This window comes from Pseudomonas sp. PS02290 (assembly GCF_029960075.1).
Classification (GTDB): Bacteria; Pseudomonadota; Gammaproteobacteria; order Pseudomonadales; family Pseudomonadaceae; genus Aquipseudomonas.
The window spans coordinates 1-19670 of the sequence record NZ_JASCOY010000033.1; the positions used below are offsets into that span (position 1 = coordinate 1).

The 19670-nt window shown below is 63.7% G+C and carries 16 protein-coding genes; 12 read left to right on the forward strand and 4 right to left on the reverse strand.

Annotated elements, in window-relative coordinates; all coding sequences use genetic code 11:
• The first annotated feature begins 948 nt into the window (after nt 1-948).
• From kdpF to QMX88_RS15840, 6 genes are all read left to right on the forward strand, one after another.
• Nucleotides 949-1044 carry a K(+)-transporting ATPase subunit F gene (gene kdpF, locus QMX88_RS15815; RefSeq protein ID WP_282370920.1) on the forward strand — a complete coding sequence of 32 codons (96 nt, stop codon included), beginning with the start codon at nt 949-951 and terminating at the stop codon, nt 1042-1044.
• 5 nt (nt 1045-1049) lie between these two features.
• Complete coding sequence (gene kdpA, locus QMX88_RS15820; RefSeq protein WP_282370922.1) at nt 1050-2744, forward strand: potassium-transporting ATPase subunit KdpA; 1695 nt, start codon at nt 1050-1052, stop codon at nt 2742-2744.
• Nucleotides 2745-2754: 10 nt separating this feature from the next.
• On the forward strand, nt 2755-4875 hold the full coding sequence (kdpB, locus tag QMX88_RS15825; RefSeq protein WP_442969463.1) for a potassium-transporting ATPase subunit KdpB: 2121 nt from the start codon (nt 2755-2757) through the stop codon (nt 4873-4875).
• 64 nt (nt 4876-4939) lie between these two features.
• Nucleotides 4940-5506 carry a potassium-transporting ATPase subunit KdpC gene (kdpC, locus tag QMX88_RS15830; protein ID WP_282370924.1) on the forward strand — a complete coding sequence of 189 codons (567 nt, stop codon included), beginning with the start codon at nt 4940-4942 and terminating at the stop codon, nt 5504-5506.
• 55 nt (nt 5507-5561) lie between these two features.
• Nucleotides 5562-8219 (forward strand): sensor histidine kinase, encoded by a 2658-nt coding sequence (locus QMX88_RS15835; RefSeq protein ID WP_282370926.1) that lies wholly within the window; start codon nt 5562-5564, stop codon nt 8217-8219.
• A 63-nt stretch (nt 8220-8282) separates the two neighbouring features.
• A complete protein-coding gene (locus tag QMX88_RS15840; RefSeq protein WP_282370928.1) occupies nt 8283-8972 on the forward strand; it encodes a response regulator in 690 nt (229 codons plus the stop codon).
• Between the two features lie 322 nt (nt 8973-9294).
• On the opposite strand, the gene QMX88_RS15845 is transcribed toward QMX88_RS15840, so the two are convergent.
• Nucleotides 9295-10359: a patatin-like phospholipase family protein gene (locus QMX88_RS15845; RefSeq protein WP_282370930.1), complete on the reverse strand. Its 1065-nt coding sequence runs from the start codon at nt 10357-10359 to the stop codon at nt 9295-9297.
• 171 nt (nt 10360-10530) lie between these two features.
• Here QMX88_RS15845 and QMX88_RS15850 point away from each other — a divergent pair, with 171 nt between their 5' ends.
• From QMX88_RS15850 to QMX88_RS15875, 6 genes are all read left to right on the forward strand, one after another.
• The gene (locus QMX88_RS15850) at nt 10531-10809 is read left to right on the forward strand and encodes a hypothetical protein (protein ID WP_062381160.1); all 279 of its coding nucleotides are present in this window, start codon (nt 10531-10533) and stop codon (nt 10807-10809) included.
• A 263-nt stretch (nt 10810-11072) separates the two neighbouring features.
• Nucleotides 11073-11990 (forward strand): AAA family ATPase, encoded by a 918-nt coding sequence (locus QMX88_RS15855; RefSeq protein ID WP_282370945.1) that lies wholly within the window; start codon nt 11073-11075, stop codon nt 11988-11990.
• Entirely contained in the window at nt 11960-12943 is a 984-nt protein-coding gene (locus QMX88_RS15860) for a DUF58 domain-containing protein (RefSeq protein ID WP_282370947.1), read from the forward strand. The genes QMX88_RS15855 and QMX88_RS15860 overlap by 31 nt, the downstream gene beginning before the upstream one ends.
• A 13-nt stretch (nt 12944-12956) precedes the next feature.
• Nucleotides 12957-14957 (forward strand): transglutaminase TgpA family protein, encoded by a 2001-nt coding sequence (locus QMX88_RS15865; protein WP_282370949.1) that lies wholly within the window; start codon nt 12957-12959, stop codon nt 14955-14957.
• 48 nt (nt 14958-15005) lie between these two features.
• Nucleotides 15006-15785: a CHAD domain-containing protein gene (locus tag QMX88_RS15870; protein WP_282370951.1), complete on the forward strand. Its 780-nt coding sequence runs from the start codon at nt 15006-15008 to the stop codon at nt 15783-15785.
• Between the two features lie 97 nt (nt 15786-15882).
• Complete coding sequence (locus tag QMX88_RS15875; RefSeq protein ID WP_282370953.1) at nt 15883-16677, forward strand: acyl-CoA thioesterase; 795 nt, start codon at nt 15883-15885, stop codon at nt 16675-16677.
• Nucleotides 16678-16754: 77 nt separating this feature from the next.
• On the opposite strand, the gene QMX88_RS15880 is transcribed toward QMX88_RS15875, so the two are convergent.
• From QMX88_RS15880 to QMX88_RS15890, 3 genes are all read right to left on the reverse strand, one after another.
• Nucleotides 16755-16976 carry a hypothetical protein gene (locus tag QMX88_RS15880; RefSeq protein ID WP_192172193.1) on the reverse strand — a complete coding sequence of 74 codons (222 nt, stop codon included), beginning with the start codon at nt 16974-16976 and terminating at the stop codon, nt 16755-16757.
• 142 nt (nt 16977-17118) lie between these two features.
• A complete protein-coding gene (locus QMX88_RS15885; protein ID WP_282370956.1) occupies nt 17119-18603 on the reverse strand; it encodes a methyl-accepting chemotaxis protein in 1485 nt (494 codons plus the stop codon).
• A 159-nt stretch (nt 18604-18762) separates the two neighbouring features.
• Nucleotides 18763-19587, reverse strand: coding sequence for a TatD family hydrolase (locus tag QMX88_RS15890; RefSeq protein WP_282370958.1), 825 nt, complete (start codon nt 19585-19587; stop codon nt 18763-18765).
• Nucleotides 19588-19670 lie beyond the last annotated feature (83 nt).

Genomic DNA, 19670 nt, shown 5'->3' on the forward strand with positions numbered 1-19670 from the left:
GCCCAGGCGGCGACAGTTTTGCTGATTGGACACCCCATCTGTGGGAGCGAGCTTGCTCGCGAATGCTTTATCTCAAACACCAGATATCCGGTGGATGTACCGACCCCTTCGTGAGCAAGCTCACTCCCACAAGTCCCTGGCGCTTGACCCACTCCGCGTCGTCTGCGTTCAGCCTGCACCCAAGTCGCGATTGGTGTCGTCTGGACGTCTTGCGTATCAAGATCAAGATCAAGATCAAAAGCAGATCAAGAGTTTCCCGGCTGAAGCCGGTCCTACAAAAGCACCGCGTACGCCCTGTAGGACTGGCTTTAGCCGGGAAGAGGCCAGCCCAGGCGGCGACAGTTTTGCTGATTGGACACCCCATCTGTGGGAGCGAGCTTGCTCGCGAATGCTTTATCTCAAACACCAGATATCCGGTGGATGTACCGACCCCTTCGTGAGCAAGCTCACTCCTACAAGTCCTCAGCGTTTGATCTCCCTTGATCTGCCCATGATCGTGATCTGCTGTTGATCTTGATCTTCATGCACAGAAAGCTCAGACGCCGCTAATCGCGACTTGGGTGCAGGCCGAACGTAGACGACGCGGAGTGGGCCGAGCCGCATGGATGCGGCGAGAGCGCCGTCAGGACATGGATGTCCGTTCGGCGCGGGCCCACGGAGCGTCGTCGGAGTGAGGGAATCCCGACGGAGGAGGGACCTAACCAGGAGCAGGGCCTTTTTGGTTACTTTTTCGGCTCTTGGAAAAAGTGACCCGCCGTAAGGGCGGAACCATAACTACAACCCACATAAATATTGGATATGCCCGCGATCTAAAGCCCGCAAAGCCGCTAAATCAATCACTCTTTACGCTTTCTTTATGCCCCCCGGCCCCCGTCGCTCTCGTTCCTTTACACCCCCGCTGCAGACAATTGCCCCACACGGCAGTCGCCGTATGACGGAGAGTTTTTCATGAGCGTTCTGGATGGGGTGTCAATGCTGCTCGCGGCAGGGTTATTCGTTTACTTGCTGGTTGCGCTCCTGCGCGCCGGCCGGGTCGAGGAGTAACGGCCATGCACGGTTACGACTACCTGCTGATACTGGCGTTTTTCGCCTTGGTGCTGTTGCCCGCGCCGCTGCTGGGACGGTTCTACTACAACGTCATGGAAGGTAAGCGGACCTTTTTGACCCCGGTCATGGGCCCGGTCGAACGGATTTGCTATCGCCTGTCCGGCGTCGACCCCGCGGTCGAACAAAACTGGAAAACCTACACAATCGCCCTGCTGGCCTTCAACCTGGCCGGGTTCGTCGTGCTGTTCGCCATCCTGCTCATGCAAGGCTCGCTGCCGCTTAACCCTCAAGGTCTGCCGGGCATGGAGTGGTCGCTGGCGTTTAACACCGCGATGAGCTTCGTCACCAACACCAACTGGCAGAGCTACAGCGGCGAATCGTCCCTGAGCTACCTCAGCCAGATGGCCGGCCTGACCGTGCAGAACTTCGTCAGCGCCGCCACCGGCATCGCCGTGCTGGTCGCGTTTTGCCGCGGCATCAGCCGTCGCTCGACGCAGCACCTGGGCAACTTCTGGGCCGACATGACCCGCGCGACCCTCTATGGCCTGTTGCCGATGTGCATCATCCTGGCGCTGTTTCTGGTGTGGCAGGGCGTGCCGCAAACCTTCGCCCATTACGTGGACGCCGTGACCCTGCAAGGCACCGACCAGACCATTCCTCTGGGCCCGGCTGCCAGCCAGATTGCGATCAAGCAACTGGGCACCAACGGCGGCGGCTTCTTCGGCGTCAACTCGGCGCATCCGTTCGAGAACCCGACCATCTGGAGCAACCTGTTCGAGCTGGTGTCGATTATCCTGATCCCGGCCGCGCTGGTGTTCACCTTCGGCCACTACGTGAAAGACATGCGCCAGAGCCGCGCGATCATCGCCTGCATGCTGGCGCTGTTCCTGATTGGCGGCGCGACGGCGATGTGGTCCGAGTACCAGCCAAACCCTGCGCTGAACATCGCGTCGGTCGAGCAGACCGCACCGATGGAAGGCAAGGAAACCCGCTTTGGCACAACGGCCACCGTGCTGTGGGCCGCGACCACCACGGCGGCGTCCAACGGTTCGGTCAACGGCATGCACGACAGCCTCAACCCGCTTACCGGGATGATCGCCCTGGCCAACATGATGGTCGGCGAAGTGATCTTCGGCGGCGTCGGCGCGGGCCTCTACGGCATGTTGCTCAACGTGTTGATCGCGGTGTTCCTCGCCGGCCTGATGATTGGCCGCACCCCGGAATACCTCGGCAAGAAACTGCAGGCCCGTGAGGTCAAGTTGCTGGTGGCGACCTTGATCGTGATGCCGGTCGGCGTGCTGGTGTTCGGTGCGCTGGCAGCCTCGTTGCCCGGCCCGGCAGGTGCGATCAGCAACCCCGGCGCCCACGGTTTCAGTCAGCTGCTTTACACCTACACCTCGGCGACCGCCAACAACGGTTCGGCCTTCGGCGGCTTCAGCGCCAACACCCTGTTCCACAACCTGATGCTCAGCCTGTCGATGTTCATTGGTCGCTTCGGCTACATCCTGCCGGTGCTGGCACTGGCTGGGAGTCTGGCCGCGAAGAAGACCTCGCCGCTGGGCCAGAACAGCTTCCCGACCCACGGCCCGCTGTTCGTCACCTTGCTGACCGTGACCATCCTGCTCGTGGGTGGCCTGACGTTCCTGCCGACCCTGGCACTGGGACCGATTGCCGAACACTTGAGCCTGGGCTTCTGAGGACCACACCATGAACATGCAAGCCCCCGTAACAAAAAGCCCGGACAGTAAAAACTCGGACTCTAAAAGCCAGGCCAGCAAGACAGCCGGCCATGGCGCGCAGCCTGCATCGAATGCATCGGCGAAGACCGGGCTCGCCGCGCTGTGGCGCCCGGCGCTGGTCCAGGCGTTCATCAAGCTCGACCCGCGCCAGCTGCACCGTGCGCCGGTGATGCTGGTGGTCGAACTGACCGCGATTCTGACCACCGTTCTGTGCCTGATTCCTGATCCAGCCGTTCCAACGTCCGTCGCCGTGCAGATCGCGATCTGGCTGTGGTTCACCGTCTTGTTCGCCAACTTCGCCGAAGCCTTGGCCGAAGGTCGCGGCAAGGCCCGTGCCGACAGCTTGAAAGCCGGGAGCGAAGGCCTGAAAGCGCGGATCCAGGGCGCCAATGGCAGCTACCAGATGGTCAACGCCGCCACGCTGCGCAAGGGCGATGTGGTCCGCGTCGAAGCCGGCGAGATGATCCCGGGCGACGGCGAGGTGATCGAAGGCATTGCGGCCGTCAACGAAGCGGCGATTACCGGTGAGTCTGCGCCGGTGATCCGCGAGTCCGGCGGTGACCGTTCGGCCGTGACCGGCAACACGCGACTGGTATCCGACTGGCTGCTGGTGCGGATCAGCGCCAACCCCGGCGAATCGACGCTGGACCGCATGATCGCGCTGGTCGAAGGCGCCAAGCGCCAGAAGACCCCCAACGAAGTCGCTCTCGACATTCTGCTGATCGGCCTGACCCTGATCTTCCTGCTGGTGGTCGTGACCCTGCAGCCGTTCGCGCACTTTGCCGGCGGTAACCTGCCGCTGGTGTTCCTCGTGGCGCTGTTGGTGACGCTGATCCCGACCACCATCGGCGGCCTGCTCTCGGCCATCGGCATTGCCGGCATGGACCGTCTGGTACGCCTCAACGTGATCGCCAAATCCGGCCGTGCCGTTGAGGCAGCGGGTGACGTGCATGTGTTGCTGCTGGACAAGACCGGCACCATCACCTTCGGCAACCGTCGTTGCGCGGCGGTGTATGCCGCGCCGGGCGTGTCGGCCAAAGAGCTGAGCGAAGGCACGCTGCTGGCCTCGCTGGCGGATGACACCGCCGAAGGCAAGTCCATCGTCGAGTACCTGCGCGGTCTGCACCCGATGACCGAGCCTGCACCGAGCCAGTTGACGGCGGTGCCGTTCACCGCGGAGACCCGCTTGTCCGGCGTCGACTACGAAGGCCGCGTGTACCGCAAGGGTGCGGTGGATTCGCTGCTGAAATTCCTCGGCCGTGACCGCAGTGATCTGCCGCCGGTACTGGCACGGGAGATCGACAAGATCGCCAAGACCGGTGGTACGCCGTTGCTGGTCTGCGGCGATGGCAAGCTGCTGGGCGCGATTCATCTCAAGGACGTGGTCAAGCCGGGCATTCGCGAGCGCTTCGAGGAACTGCGCAAACTGGGCATTCGCACGGTCATGGTCACGGGCGACAACCCGCTGACGGCGGCAGCGATCGCGGCAGAGGCGGGCGTCGATGACGTGCTGGCCGAAGCCACTCCCGAGAAGAAGCTGGAGCGCATCCGTCAGGAGCAGAACGACGGGCGTCTGGTGGCGATGTGCGGCGACGGTGCCAACGACGCGCCAGCGCTGGCCCAGGCCGACGTCGGCATGGCGATGAACGATGGCACCCAGGCGGCGCGGGAAGCGGCCAACATGGTCGATCTCGACAGCGACCCGACCAAGCTGCTGGACGTGGTGCAGATCGGCAAGGAATTGCTGGTAACCCGCGGCGCCCTGACGACCTTCTCCATCGCCAACGACGTGGCCAAGTATTTCGCCATCCTGCCGGCGCTGTTTGCGGCGATCTATCCGCAACTGGGCGTGCTCAACGTCATGCACCTGGCCAGCCCGCAGAGCGCGATTCTGTCGGCCATCGTGTTCAACGCGCTGATCATCGTCGTGCTGATTCCGCTGGCGCTGCGCGGTGTCCGGGTCCAGGCCGCCAGCGCTGCGCATCTGCTGCGCCGCAACCTGTTGGTCTATGGCCTCGGCGGGCTGGTCGTGCCGTTCGTGGGCATCAAGGTGATCGACCTGCTGTTGACCGCCCTGCACCTGGTTTAACCCGCTGATCGCGCCGCGCGGTGACTGATCCCGCGCGGCGCTTACTTCGAATGAGGAATGAATGATGTCCAGCGTATTGCGTCCGGCCGTGAGCCTGATCGTTTTGATGACCCTGATCACCGGCGTGGCTTACCCGCTGGTGGTTACCGGCGTCGCCCAGGTGGCGTTCCCGGATCAGGCCAATGGCAGCCTGGTCTACGACGACCATGAAAAAGTGCGTGGCTCTGAGCTGATCGCACAGAATTTCACCGGCGAAGAATGGTTTCACCCGCGTCCGTCTGCCGGGGCCTTTGCCACCGTCGCCAGCGGCGCGAGCAACCTGGCGCCGAGCAATCCGGCGCTGGCGACCCGAGTAACCGATGATGCCGCCAAAGAGAAAGTCGACAACCAGGGCCCGGTGCCGCTGAACCTGCTGACCACCTCCGCCAGCGGCCTGGACCCGCACTTGTCACCAGCCGCGGCGCAATACCAGGTGGCCCGCATCGCAGCGGCGCGGAACCTGCCTGCCGAGTCGGTGCAGAAACTGGTGGCGGACAACACCCAGACCTCGCTGATCGGCCCGCCGGTGGTAAACGTGCTGGACTTGAATCTGAGTCTGAATCGGTTACCGTCTGGCAACGTCGTGAACTGACGCCAACGGGCGACGCCACACGTGCACACATCACCCCGCACCAGGACAACTGTTCGTGAATTCAACCACCCGCGCCGACGCTTTGCTGGTCAATCTTCCCCGGGACGATCGCGGGCGGCTAAAGGTGTTTCTCGGTGCCGCGCCGGGCGTGGGCAAGACCTACGCCATGCTTCAGGCCGCGCATACGCAGATGCGCCAGGGCGTTTCGCTGCTGGCCGGGGTCGTCGAGACCCACGGCCGCGCCGAAACCGAAGCGCTACTGGGCGGTTTGCCCCAGCAACCCATGGTCCGTTCCGAATACCGCGGGGTCATGCTCGAAGAGATGGACCTGGACGGTATTCTTGCGGCGAAGCCCAAACTGGTGCTGGTCGATGAACTGGCCCATTCCAATGCACCTGGCAGTCGCCACGCCAAGCGCTGGCAGGACATTCAGGAACTGCTCTCGGCGGGGATCGACGTCTATACCACAGTCAACGTTCAGCACCTGGAAAGCCTCAACGATCAGGTGCGCGGCATCACCGGCGTGCAAGTGCGCGAAACCCTGCCGGACTGGGTGTTGCAGGAAGCCTACGAACTGGTGCTGATCGACCTGCCGCCCCGCGAATTGCTGGAGCGGTTGCGCGACGGCAAGGTCTACGTGCCGGAGCAGGCCCGCGCCGCCATTGATGCGTTTTTCACCCAGACCAACCTCACCGCGCTGCGGGAAATGGCCATGCAGACCGCCGCCGCCCAGGTCGACAACGATCTGGCGCTGGGCTATCGGCAGTTGGGTCAGGCGGCGCCGGCGGTGCGCGGTCGTCTGTTGGTGGGGATCGACGGCGATGCCCAGGCCGAGCGCTTGGTGCGCCACGCCAGCCGCGTCGCGCAACGTCGGCACCTGCCGTGGAGTCTGGTGCATGTCGACAACGGGCGCTTTTTCGATGAGCTGGCCCGCAGCCGTTTGCAGAATGCCCAGCAACTGGCCGAACGCCTCGGCGGGGAAGTGGTGGTGCTGCGCGCGCCGGAAGTGGCGAAGACGCTGATTCAGCACGCCACCGAACGTCGCGCGAGTCTGGTGCTGGTGGGCCAATCGCGGCCTTCGCTGCGGCGTCGGGTGTTGGGCGGCGGTCTGGCGTCGCGTCTGCTGCGCAATGCCCACGGGCTGGAAATCAACGTGCTCGACAGCGAGTCGCGTCCCGATCAGGCGCAGTCCACTTCGCCGCGCAATCTGGTCTGGTTCGATTACGCCCTGGCGCTGTTCGCCACGGTTTGCGCCAGTGCCCTGGCCTGGGGAGTGTCCAGCTGGTTGGCGCTGCCGAATATCTCCCTGGTCTTTCTTGCCGCCGTATTGCTGGTGGCCGTGCGCAGCAGCTTCGGTCCGGCAATGGTCTGTTCGGTGCTGTCGTTTCTTGCGTATGACTTTCTGTTCATCCCGCCGAATTTTTCCCTGAGCATTCAGCGCGAAGAAGACGTGCTGACGCTGCTGTTCTTTCTGTTGATGGCGGCGTTGACCGGCAATCTCGCCGCCCGCCAGCGTCGCCAGTTGCAAGCGCTGCGCGACACCCAGGAGGAGACCAGCGAACTGCTCGACCTGTCCCGTCGGCTGACTGCCGCGACTGATCGCCAGGCGGTGCTCAGCGCCGCCGATCATCACCTGGCCGGCTGGAGCGAGTTGCAGCTGTGCGTGCTGGACAACGATCGCGAGCAGGGCTGGAAGGTTGAAGTGGGCGGGCCGCTGGAGTTTTCCGAATTTGAACGCGCAGCGGCGGACTGGGCCTGGCAGCACGGGCAACCGGCGGGCAAGGGCACTGGCACGCTGCCGTCGGGGAGTTGGTGGTGGTTGCCGCTGTGGGTGGACGACGCGCCGATGGCGTTATTGGGGATTCGTGCGAAGCAGGGCCAGACTTTCAGCCCTCAGCGGCGACGTCTGCTGACTGCGCTGAGTCAGCCATTGGGTCAGGCCCTGGCCCGGGCGCGACTGGCCGAGGATCTCGAGGCCGCGCGTTTGCACGGCGAGACCGAACAGCTGCGCAGCGCGTTGCTGGCGTCGGTCTCTCACGACCTGCGCACGCCGCTGACCGCCATGCGCGGCAGCATTGACAGCCTGCTGGCGCTGGGCGAGGCGATTCCGCTGGAAGACCGTCGCGAATTGCTCGAAGGCACCCGCGACGAGGCCGAGCGTCTGGATCGCTACATTCAGAACCTGCTGGACATGACGCGCCTCGGTCATGGCGCGCTGAAGCTGGCGCGGGACTGGGTCTCACCGGGTGACATCGTCGGCAGCGCGCTCAATCGCCTGCGTGCGGTGCTCGCGCCGCTGCAAGTCATGACCGAATTGCCGGCGGAATTGCCGCTGCTGTATGTCCACGCCGCGCTGATCGAGCAGGCGCTGATCAACGTGATCGAAAACGCCGCGCGCTTCTCGCCGGTCAATGGCCGTCTGCAGATGGCGGTGAGCGTGCAGAACGAGGAGATTATTTTCGCCGTCAGCGATGAAGGGCCGGGGATACCCGAGAACGAACGGGCGAAGATTTTTGATATGTTCTACACCGCCGCGCGGGGAGACCGAGGCGGGCAGGGCACGGGGCTGGGTCTGGCGATCTGTCAGGGCATGGTCGGCGCCCATGGCGGGCGGATCAGCGTGGACGACGGCATCGACGGTCGCGGCACCTGCATCAGCCTGCACTTGCCGTTGCAGGCGCAACCTGAAGCAGAAATAGACCAGGCGGTCTGAACCCGCTTTGCGCTACGCTGACGCCCTCACGCCACCGACCTTTTTATTCATGACAGGACACCCATGAGCCAGACGGCAACCATTCTGGTGATCGATGACGAGCCGCAGATCCGCAAATTCCTGCGCATCAGCCTCGCGTCACAAGGCTACAAAGTGCTGGAAGCCGGCACCGGCACCGACGGCCTGACCCAGGCGGCGCTGAATAAACCTGACCTGCTGGTGCTCGACCTGGGCCTGCCGGACATGGACGGGCAGGACGTGCTCAGCCAGTTTCGCGAGTGGTCGACGGTGCCGGTGCTGGTGCTCTCGGTGCGCGCCAGCGAGGGCGAGAAGGTCCGCGCACTGGACGCCGGCGCCAACGATTACGTGACCAAACCGTTCGGCATTCAGGAGTTTCTGGCGCGCATTCGTTCGCTGTTGCGTCAGGCGCCGGAGACCGGTCAGGCGGAATCGGCGGTGGTCATCGGCCCGCTGAACATTGATCTGGCCTACCGCCGGGTGTCCCTGGGCGATGCCGAAGTCGCCCTGACCCGCAAGGAGTACGCGGTTTTGGCGCAACTGGCGCGGCATCCCGGACGGGTCATTACCCAACAGCAACTGCTCAAGGACATCTGGGGCCCGACCCACGTCGAAGACACCCATTACCTGCGCATCGTGGTGGGCCACCTGCGGCAGAAACTCGGCGACGACCCCGCCGCGCCGCAGTACATCGTGACTGAGGCGGGGGTCGGGTATCGGTTGGTGAATGCGTGAAGGCATTCGCTTGCTTTGGGCCGCATCTGCCCAAGCGCGGTGCGTCAGCCCATGTCTTCATATCAGATCCACCGCAATTCGCGAGCAAGGTGGAGCGCCACCCCGGTCGCTCCCACAGGATCTCGGCAGCGCTGAAAATCTTATGTGAACGCAGCAAGTGTGGGAGTGAGCTTGCTCACGAATGCGGTGTGTCAGCGCACCTCTCCATATCAGACCCACCGCAATTCGCGAGCAAGGTGGAGCGCCACCCCGGTCGCTCCCACAGGATCACCGCAGCGCTGAAAATTTTCGGATAACGCAGCAAGTGTTGGAGTGAGCTTGCTCACGAATGCTCCTGCTCATACCGATCCAGCGTTTCCCTGGCGATCTGCCGCCCGAGCGCGATCAGCTCTGGCGCTTTGTAGAACTCGAAGAACCGGCACACGCGCTTCGGCACGTTGATCAGGATGTCGGGCGGGTAGCCGGCGATTTTGTATTGCGCAAGGGAGGTCTGCATCACCTCGAAACTCTGGTTGATCAGGTCCAGCAGCGACGCGGGGCCGACGTTGTCGATGATGATCGAGCCGCTGGCCGACCTCGGCGCCCCGGCCTGGGTGGGCGCGGCGGAGGGTTGCTGGCCCTGGGGGTCGGCGGATTCGATATCGGCCATCAACCACGGATTGCCCGTCAGCGCGGCGGCGCTGGGCTTGAGCCTTTCCTGCGCCAGACGCAAACCATCCTCGCCGGTCAGGTCCAGCTTGCGGCGGAACGGCAGGTGCGAGCCGATGGAGCTCATCAAACCGTCGATACGCTTCTTCACCGCCGGCGGGCGCTCGATCACCGGCAAGGTGTAATGCTTCTGGGTCGTTGAGTTGAGGTTGACCGCAACGATGAGATCGCAGTGGCTCGACACCACCGGCACGATCGGCAACGGGTTCAGCAGGCCGCCATCCACCAGCGTGCGGTTGCCCTGAACCACCGGGGTAAACAGGCTGGGGATCGCCGCCGAGGCGCGCATCGCCGAATGCAGATTGCCTTCCTGAAACCAGATTTCCTGCTGGTTGGTCAGGTCCGTGGCCACGGCGGTGTAGGGGATCGGCAGGTCCTCGATATTGATCTCGCCGACGATGTCGCGAATCTTGCCAAACACCTTCTCGCCGCGAATCGCCCCCAGCCGGAAACTCACGTCCACCAGCCGCAACACGTCCAGGTAATCCAGGCTTTCGATCCACGCCTTGTACTCGGGCAGCTTGCCTGCCGCGTAGATCCCGCCGATCACCGCGCCCATGGAACACCCGGCGATGCAGGCAATGTCGTAGCCGCGATGTTCGAGCTCTTCGATGACGCCGATGTGCGCGTAACCCCGTGCGCCCCCGGAGCCCAGCACCAGCGCGATGCGTTTATTCATGTGCGTTTCCCACTGTCAGCGTTCAGGCGGCGCGCAAGGCGGCCGATTCATCACACACCAGCGTAACGCCAACGGCCCGAAACGGGTATTGTGCATCGCCCGGGTGTGGCACTTTTACATCGCCGCACCGTCAAAGCCGCATCAATGATTTCCTTAGTTGAGGTAACACCCATGAAAGCCTGGATCTGCCTGCCCCTGTTGGCATTGGTTCTCACCGGTTGCGCCGGTAAAACGGCCTACCGCGACAGCTGTGCCACCAACCTTGACGCAGCCTGGCACGAGCTCGATCTGGCCAAGGCCGAAGGTTTTGCCGGCACGGTCAGCTACTCCAAGGCCCTGTCGCTGCTGACCGGCGCCAAGACCCAGCAGCAGTTCGAAGCGTTCGAGGGCTGCTCCGAGAAAGCCGAGAAAGCCCGTTTCTATATCCGTGAGTCCCGCGCCGGTCGCTGAAATCGTTCCAAAGTCCGCAGCCATCACGCGGTCTCCCTGTAGGAGTGAGCTTGCTCGCGAAGCATGCGGTCAGTCGCCATCAAGCTGACCGGGATAACGCCGATCGCGAGCAAGCTCACTCCTACCGTCCTGTTTCGCTCCACCCTGATGAATCCCTCCATCCCGCTCTGGCGAAAAGGCCTACGCTGACCTTACAGTGGCTGCACGTCTGGCATCGTCTGCAGTCCTATTAGCCATGAGCAGTCGCCTGGGGAGGCCTTCCGATGGGCAGAAAACTGGATGCGTGTCTCAACGCAATCAATGAAGTGGTGCTGGGCAAGGAACCACAGGTGCGCCTGGCGTTGACCTGCCTGCTCGGCGGCGGGCATCTGTTGATTGAAGACTTGCCCGGCATGGGCAAAACCACCCTCAGCCACACCCTCGCGCGGGTGCTCGGCTTAAGCTTTCAGCGCATTCAATTCACCTCCGATCTGCTGCCGGGCGACATCCTCGGCACGTCCGTTTTTGATCGTGACACCGGGCAGTTCACCTTCCACCCCGGACCGATCTTCGCCGAGCTGGTGCTGGCCGACGAAATCAACCGCGCCACGCCCAAGAGCCAGAGCGCGCTGCTCGAAGCCATGGAGGAGGGCCAGGTCACCATCGAGGGCGCCACCCGTTTGCTGCCCGATCCGTTTTTCGTCATCGCCACCCAAAACCCCTTCAGCCAGGGCGGCACCTTCGCCTTGCCGGAATCGCAACTGGACCGCTTCCTGATGCGCCTGTCCCTGGGTTATCCCGCGCGCTCGGCGGAGAAGGCGCTGCTGTTGGGGGAATCCCGTCGCGATCTGCTGCCGCGCATCGAGCCGTTGCTGGATCACGCCGAACTGGCCTTGCTTCAGCAGCAGGCGCGGCAGGTGCGTGCCAGCGATGCCCTGGTCGATTACGTGCTGCGGCTGGTCGATGCCACGCGCAGCCAGCCGCAATTCGCCTACGGCCTGTCGCCCCGTGCGAGCCTGGCGATCCTGTCGGCGGCGCGTGCTTGGGCATTGCTCGCCGGGCGCGATTACGTGATTCCCGAAGACGTGCAGGCTATTCTGCCCGCCGTCATCGGCCACCGCCTGCGCGAGCGCACCGACCCGACCGGGCATGGCGGCGGCGCGCTGGTCCAGTGGCTACTGCGCGAGGTGCCGGTGCTGTGATCGAACGCTTCAAACCGGTCTGGCAGCGCTGGGTGGGACGCCGCATTCCCCCGGCGTCGCGGGTCGAACTGGATCACCGCCGAATCTTCATCCTGCCGACCCGGGTCGGCGGCACCTACGCGCTCATTCTGTTTCTGCTGCTGCTGGTCTCGATCAACTACCAGAACAGCCTCGCCTACGGCCTGACCTTTCTCATGCTGTCGGTGGGCGTGCTGGCCATTCTGCACACCTACCGCAACATCAGCGGGCTGATCCTCAGCGGCGGCCACGCGCGTTCGGTGTTCGTCGGCGAACCGGTGCAACTGCGGCTGCGTCTGGAAAGCACCGGCCATGGCCATCAGGCGATTGCCCTGGGGTGGGACAGCGAACAGCTGGAGCAGACCGACGTTGAAGCCGAGCGTCTGGTCGAAGTCGGCCTGACCCTGCCGGCGCTCAAACGCGGCTGGATGCGGGCCCCGCGTTTGCGCGTGGAGAGCGTGTTCCCGCTGGGGATTTTTCGCGCCTGGAGCTGGCTGGACCTAGAACAGACCGTGCTGATCTACCCGCAACCGCTGGCCGGCACGATGCCGCTGCTGCAAGGCGTGCAACCCCATGCCGAGGACGACGGCCACGCCACGACGGGGCCGGGCGTCGACGATTATCAGGGGCTGCGCCTGTGGCAACCGGGCGACTCGATGCGGCGCATGCACTGGAAGGCCTGGTCGCGGGGACAGGGGCTGATGGTCAAGGAGTTCAGCGACCTGAGCGGTCACGACTTTTGTCTGGACTTCATGGCCCTGGGTGGGGATATCGAAGAGCGGCTGTCGCGCCTGTGCTACTGGGTGCTGGAATTGTCCCAGCGTCAGCAGCCGTTCGCGCTGCGGCTGCCCGGTTTTATCTCGGCGGTGGACAGCGGCGACGCCCACCGTGAAGCCTGCCTGCGCCAATTGGCGCTGTACGGGGTGCGCGCATGAAAGGCGCGGCGCGATGACCTCCTCAAGCCTGGCCAAACCGATCCCCCGAGTCAGCCTCAATTGGTTGCTGATTGCCCAGGCGCTGGTGATCGTGCCCTTCGCCTTGCACGTGCCGGTGGCGCTGATCGTGCTGTGGCTGGTCTGCTCGTTCTGGCGCATCCAGATCTTCCGTATGCGCGTGCGCAGGCCCGGCACCTGGATCAAATCTGGACTGCTGGTCGGCACCGCCGGTGGCATCTACCTGGCGCGGGGCAGTTTGATCGGTCTGGACGCAGGGGCGGCGCTGCTGATCGCGGCGTTCATTCTGAAGATGCTGGAAATGCAGAACCGTCGCGACGCGCTGGTGCTGATCTTTCTTGGCTTCTTCTGCATCGCCGTCGGTTACCTGTTCGAAGACTCGCTGCTGTGGGGCCTGTTTACCCTGCTGCCCATCACCACGCTGCTGGCGGCGTTGATCGGCCTGCAACAGTCCGGCATCTCCAGCAGGCCCGCGGCTACGCTGCGGCTATCGGCCAAACTGCTGATGCAGGCCTTGCCGTTGATGCTTCTGCTGTTTCTGTTTTTCCCGCGCCTTGAGCCGCTGTGGTCGTTGCCGCAACCAAGCAACAAGGCGCTCACCGGGCTGTCCGACAGCATGGCGCCGGGGGACATCGCCGAGCTGAGCAAATCTGCCGAGCTGGTGTTTCGCGCCAGTTTTGACGGCCCGCTGCCGCCGCGCAATCAGCTGTACTGGCGCGCGCTGACCCTGGAGCAATTCGACGGCAGACGCTGGTCGCAATCGTCGCGGGCGCAAGTGCCGGACGCGCCGCTGTGGCGCCGGGAAGGCGAGCGGGTCAGCTACAGCGTGGTGCTGGAACCGACCGGCAAGCCGTGGCTGATGACCCTCGATGTCGGCCAGACCGATCTGGCCGGCGTGCGCCAGATGACTGATTTCCGCTGGCAGCGGCGGCGACCGATCGAGCAATCAATGCTCTACAGCGTCGAATCCTGGCCCGACGCTGTGCGCGAGACCGTGCTCAGCGACGGCGCGCGCTTGCAGGCCCTGCAACTGCCGGCCAAAGGCAATCCTCAGGTGCGCGAATGGGCCGCGGACCTGCATCGCCGCCACCCCGGCACCGACGCGGTGGTGGACGCGCTGCTGTCGTATTTCACCTCGCAGCCGTTCCGCTACACCCTCAAGCCCCCGGCGCTGGGGGCCAACAGCATCGATGACTTCCTGTTCGGCAGCCGTGCCGGTTTCTGTGCCCACTACGCCGGCGCCATGACTTTTGCATTGCGGGCAGCGGGCGTGCCGGCGCGGGTGGTTGCCGGTTATCAGGGCGGCGAGCTCAACCCGGACGGCAACTACCTGACCGTGCGCCAGTTCGACGCCCACGCCTGGGTTGAATACTGGCAACCGAACGTGGGTTGGCGCAGCGTTGATCCCACCGCAGCGGTGGCGCCCGCGCGGGTCGAGCAAGGGCTTGAGCAGGCCCTGGCGGCGGACGAAGAATTTCTCAGCGATTCGCCGATGTCCGCCCTGCGCTATCGGCACCTGGCCTGGGTCAATTCAATCCGCATGAGCTGGGACAACCTCAATTACGGCTGGCAGCGCTGGGTGCTGGGGTATCAGGGTCAGCAGCAACTGCAGGTGCTGGGCCGCTGGTTTTCCGGGTTTCAGGCACCCGTGTTTGCCGGCGGCGCGGCGGTTATTCTCGGGTTGCTGGCGCTGTGGCTGTTCAAGCCGTGGCGCCGTGAGAGCGATTCGCAGCTGCGCTTGTTCAACCAGTTCGAACGTCTGCTCGCCCGGCAGGGTCTTAAACGTCAGCCGGGTGAGGGCGCCCAGGCCTTTGCGCAGCGTGCTGCCGCGCAACTGCCGGCCCACGCCGGGGCGATCAGGGATTTTGTCCACGAGTTCGAGGCCCAGCGCTACGCCGGGGCAGACGGCTCGGTTGGTGCATTGCGTCAGCGCCTGAAATTCCTGCGCCGCAGCCTGCCGTGGCGTTTGTCCGCTCTGAAGGGCAAACAGCCGTAGTACCAGACGTTCATCTTCAGACGTTCATCTTCAGCGAAGGAGTGTTTCATGTCAGCGATGGTCGATCACCTGGTCGCCGAGATTATCGGTCTTAACATCAAACTGCTTGCCTGCCACGCGCGGCTGGAGGTCTCCACCGACAGCGAAGCGCTGCACGACCTGCGCACCAACGTCCGCCGCCTGCGCAGCGTGTTGCGCCCGCTGCGGGGTCTGCCGGGGCTGGATCAGGTGGAAGGGGCGGCGAAGGAGGTTGGCGCGCTGACCACGCCTTTGCGTGACATGCAGGTGCTGGCGGCGTTTCTCGATGAACAGGGTCTGCCCCAGGCGGCGGCCAAGCGCGAGCAATACCTGAAAACCGCGTGCCCGAAAGTGGCCAGCTCTGCGGAGCTCAATCGGTTGTTCGGCGTGCTGGATCAATTGCCGGCCCTGCTGCGCACCCAGGAACGCCATGGCCTGCTCGACAAGCTGGAGCAGCGCATTGAAAAGCGCCTGGACAAACAGTGGAAGCAACTGCGCGAAGCCATGGGCGACCCTGCCCACGATCGCCATCGCCTGCGCCTGTTGATCAAACGCGTGCGCTACGCCGGCGAGGCCTACCCGGAACTCAGTCATCAGCCAAAGAACATGGAGCGCCGGTTGAAAGCCGCTCAAGGCGCCCTGGGCGATTGGCACGATCACCTGCAATGGCTGGAACAGGCGCGGCATCAGGCGGATCTGGCGCCGTGCGTGGCCGGGTGGGAATTGGGCATTCATCGTGCCGAGCAAAAGTCTGACCAGGTTCTGGAGCGTTTGTACAAGGCGTGCTTCGGCAAACATTCTCAACGCTGACGCCGGCTGGTCCGCAGGATTGGCGCTTATCAACCCTGTCCTGCGGCGGCTGCCTCGTTACCATTTGCCCATCCCGCTTGCCACCCTGGAATACCCCATGAAATTCTCCGAGCTGCTTGACGCCGTCCGTGCCCATCCCGAATCCGTCAGCATCCCCGCCTCATGGGCACAGGGGCGAGCCTGCTTCGGCGGGCTCATGGCTGCGCTGATGTATGAAGCGATGCGCGCGAAGGTCTCGACCGAGCGGCCGGTTCGGTCGCTGGCGATCTGTTTCGTTGCGCCACCGGCCATCGACACACCCATTTCGTTTGAGGTGGAAGTCCTGCGCGAAGGCAAAGCGGTCAGTCAGGTCTTGGGCCGGGCGATGCAGAACGGCGAGGTCATGACCCTGATTCAGGGCAGCTTCGGCGCGCCCCGCGAGTCGATTATTGCGGTGCACGCCGAGCCGGCGCCGGTCTTCAAGCCGGTGGACGAGATCCAGCCGTTCCCGTTCGTGTCCGGCGTGATGCCGGAATACCTGCGCTTTATTGATCTGCGTTGGGCGCTGGGCGGCCTGCCGTTTTCCAACACACCGTCACCGGCGATTGGCGGCTATGCACGACTGCGCGATGTGGAAGAGGAGCCCTTGACCGAAGCGCATCTGCTGGCGCTGGTCGACACCTGGCCGCCTGCGGTGCTGCCCCATCTGAACAAGCCGGCGCCGGGGAGCTCGTTAACCTGGACGATCGAATTTGTGCAGCCGTTGCCCGCGATGACCACCCATGACTGGACCCAGTACCGAGCGGTGATCGAGCATGCCCGCGATGGCTACGGTCATACCGCAGCGGCGCTGTGGACGCCAAAAGGGGAATTGGTGGCGATCAGTCGCCAGACGGTGACTGTCTTTGGCTGATCAGATCAGATCAGAGCTGAGGTTGCTGACAACGTCATCAGGTGACGCATCTCTGTATCGGGCAAAAGCCAGGGGCCTTATTGGCCTCTGGCTTTAATGGCTTGCGCGGCGATCAGACCCAGCACACCGATAGCGGCGGACGTCAGGCTGCTGTTGAACGCGCCGTCCAGCAGGAGCAAGCCGGAGACGATGGACAGCGGGAACGCCAGTGAGGACAACACAGCGTTCGACGGCAAACCGTCCTTGCGCGATGGGTTGAAGAATTCGCCGATGTGAAGATCCGTAATGAACTTGGGCATGACGCTTACCTCGGTGAAACGTGAACAAGAAGTGTTTTCGATAGAGATGAGAATAGGCCCGGAGGTTCACTTCGGCGAATCGAGGATTGCTATCAGCCTGATAGGCAGGATGTGCCGGAGCAATCGCAGGGGCGCGAGGCAATCAGCCCTGTAATTTCAGCTGCCCGATGGCCGTGTTCAAGGCGCCGGCCAGTGTCGCCAGCTCATCGCTGGTGCCGGCCGAGTCCACTGTTTGTCGGACGGTGCGCTCGGTCACGTCGCGGATGCTTACCACGGCCCGGTTCATTTCTTCGGCGACCTGGCTCTGTTGTTGCGCGGCTACCGCAATCTGAGTGTTGCTCTCGCGCATCTGCGCCACCGCTTCAGTGATCGCCGTCAGCGCCTGACCCGCTTCCCGCGCGCGCTGCACACAGTCGTCGGCCTTGTGCGAGCTTTCCTGCATGAAATCCACCGCATCGCGGGTACCCGCCTGCAGAGTGCAGACCATGGTGGTGATCTCGTCGGTGGACGTCTGCACCCGGCGCGCCAGATGTCGCACCTCATCGGCCACCACCGCGAAGCCGCGTCCCATCTCCCCAGCGCGGGCCGCTTCGATGGCGGCGTTGAGGGCGAGCAGGTTGGTTTGTTCGGCGATGCTGTGAATCACGCTCACGACGCCGTTGATTTTCTGACTGTCCTCGGCCAGCCGCTGGATCATCCCGGCCGTCTGTTGCACCCCGCTGGACAGCCCGGCGATGGACGTCTCTACCCGATCAACCACGGCTTTGCCGGTGCCCGCGAGCCGGTCAGCGTTCCGGGATTGATCACGGGTGGCACCGGCGTGTTGAGCGATGTGGTGGACGGTGGCGGTCATTTCATTGATGGCCGTTGCCACTTGATCGGTCTCGCTCTGCTGGCCGAGCATGCCTTGGCGCACCTCGCTCATGCCCGACGCCAGTTGGCCCGCGCCTGCATCCAGGCGGGCGGCGGAGTGGGCAACGGTGGTGACGATGCGTTGATAACCGGCTTGCATGGCGTTGAAGGCCTTGGCCATCTGCCCGACTTCATCCTCACCGGCCAGGGGCACGCGCGCCGAGAGGTCGCCGCTGCTTTCTACCTGCAGCATCACGTCTTTGAGGGTGTTGAGGTGGGTCAGCAGAAAGCGGATCAGCAGTTGCGATGCGCCGAGCATGGCGAGCATCAGAATGAACACTGCGACGGCGTACTGGACGAAACGCACCTCCACCCATTGCAGCAGGTGTGGCGCAGCGGCGAGCACGGCGATGCGTTGGTCACCGCGCTGGATGACATAGGCGCCGATCAGTGGCGTACCGTCTGTGTCGGAAACACCCGTCAGGTCAGTCCAGCCGGTAACCGGGCTCAGCGAGGGCAGGGGCTGACCTTTGAACACCGGCACCTGTCCCGCTGGATACGTCAGACGGTGGGCTGCAGCTGGCAGTGATTGCCCGGCGGGCCACGCGCTCAACAACTGTGCCTCGGCCTGCGCGGCGGCTCTGGCATCGTTGGCGCGGGTGTGTTGTTCCAGCTGCAGGGCGTAAAGCACCAGCAACAGCGTGGTGAAAAACGCAACGGCGTTGACCGCCCAGAACTTGTATTTCAGCGAAACATTGCTCAGCCAGCGGGCCATGGTGGAAGTCTTCTGTGGGTGCACGAAATAAGGCAGGGTGCCATCATTTTGTGCGCTTTAAAGACGCGAAGCGTTGATCTGGATCAACGGTGTTTATGTGATGACAGGTCAGACGGCGCTCCTACCGTTTTGACCTGCGGAACAAGGCAGAGCCTGTTGTTACGATGCGTGAACGGCAGCTTCCACCGCCGGCAACGAAAAAAACGCCCGAGCGCAATTGGTGGTGTGGGCCGCAACGTCGTCCGGGCTTTCGCCTCGGTGCAGCGCCACTTCGCGCAGGACCTCGGGCAGATAGGCCGGTTCGTTGCGGCCGTTCTTTGGTTTGGGCCGCAAGGTGCGGGGCAGCAGATAGGGCGCGTCGCTTTCCAGCATCAACCGGCCGCGGGGAATCTCGCGGACCAGCGGGTGCAGGTGCGTGCCCCGGCGCTCGTCGCAGATCCACCCGGTGATGCCGATGTGCAGGTCCAGATCCAGATAGTTGAACAGCGCGCGTTTTTCTCCGGTGAAGCAATGCACCACCGCCGCCGGGAGCTGATCGCGGTAGTCCCGCAAAATGGCGAGCAGGCGCTCGTCGGCATCGCGCTCATGGAGAAACACCGGTAATTGCAGCTCGACGGCCAGTGCCAGATGCGCTTCCAGAACCTTTTCCTGCTGCGGGCGAGGGGAGAAGTCGCGATTGAAATCCAGCCCGCATTCACCCACGGCGCAGACGGTCTTTTCACGCAGCAGCGCCCTGAGCTGGCTCTCGGTTTCGCCCGTCCAGGCGCTTGCCGAGTGCGGATGAATGCCGGCAGTGCTGAACAGACGTTGGGCGCTTTCATCGAGCCGGCGGGATAACGCCAAGGCCTCTTCGCTGCCTTCGACGTCGGTGCCGGTGAGGATCAACTGGCCGACGCCGGCGGCGTACGCGCGTTCCACCACCTCATGTTCGCGGGCGGCGAAGCTGGGGTTGGTCAAGTTGACGCCAATGTCTATTAGTTGCATGGTGCTACCTCAGGCCAGAGGCCGAGAAGAATACCAGAGCGATTGAAGCGATAAAAAACAAGCAGGTTCAACTGCTTGGAATA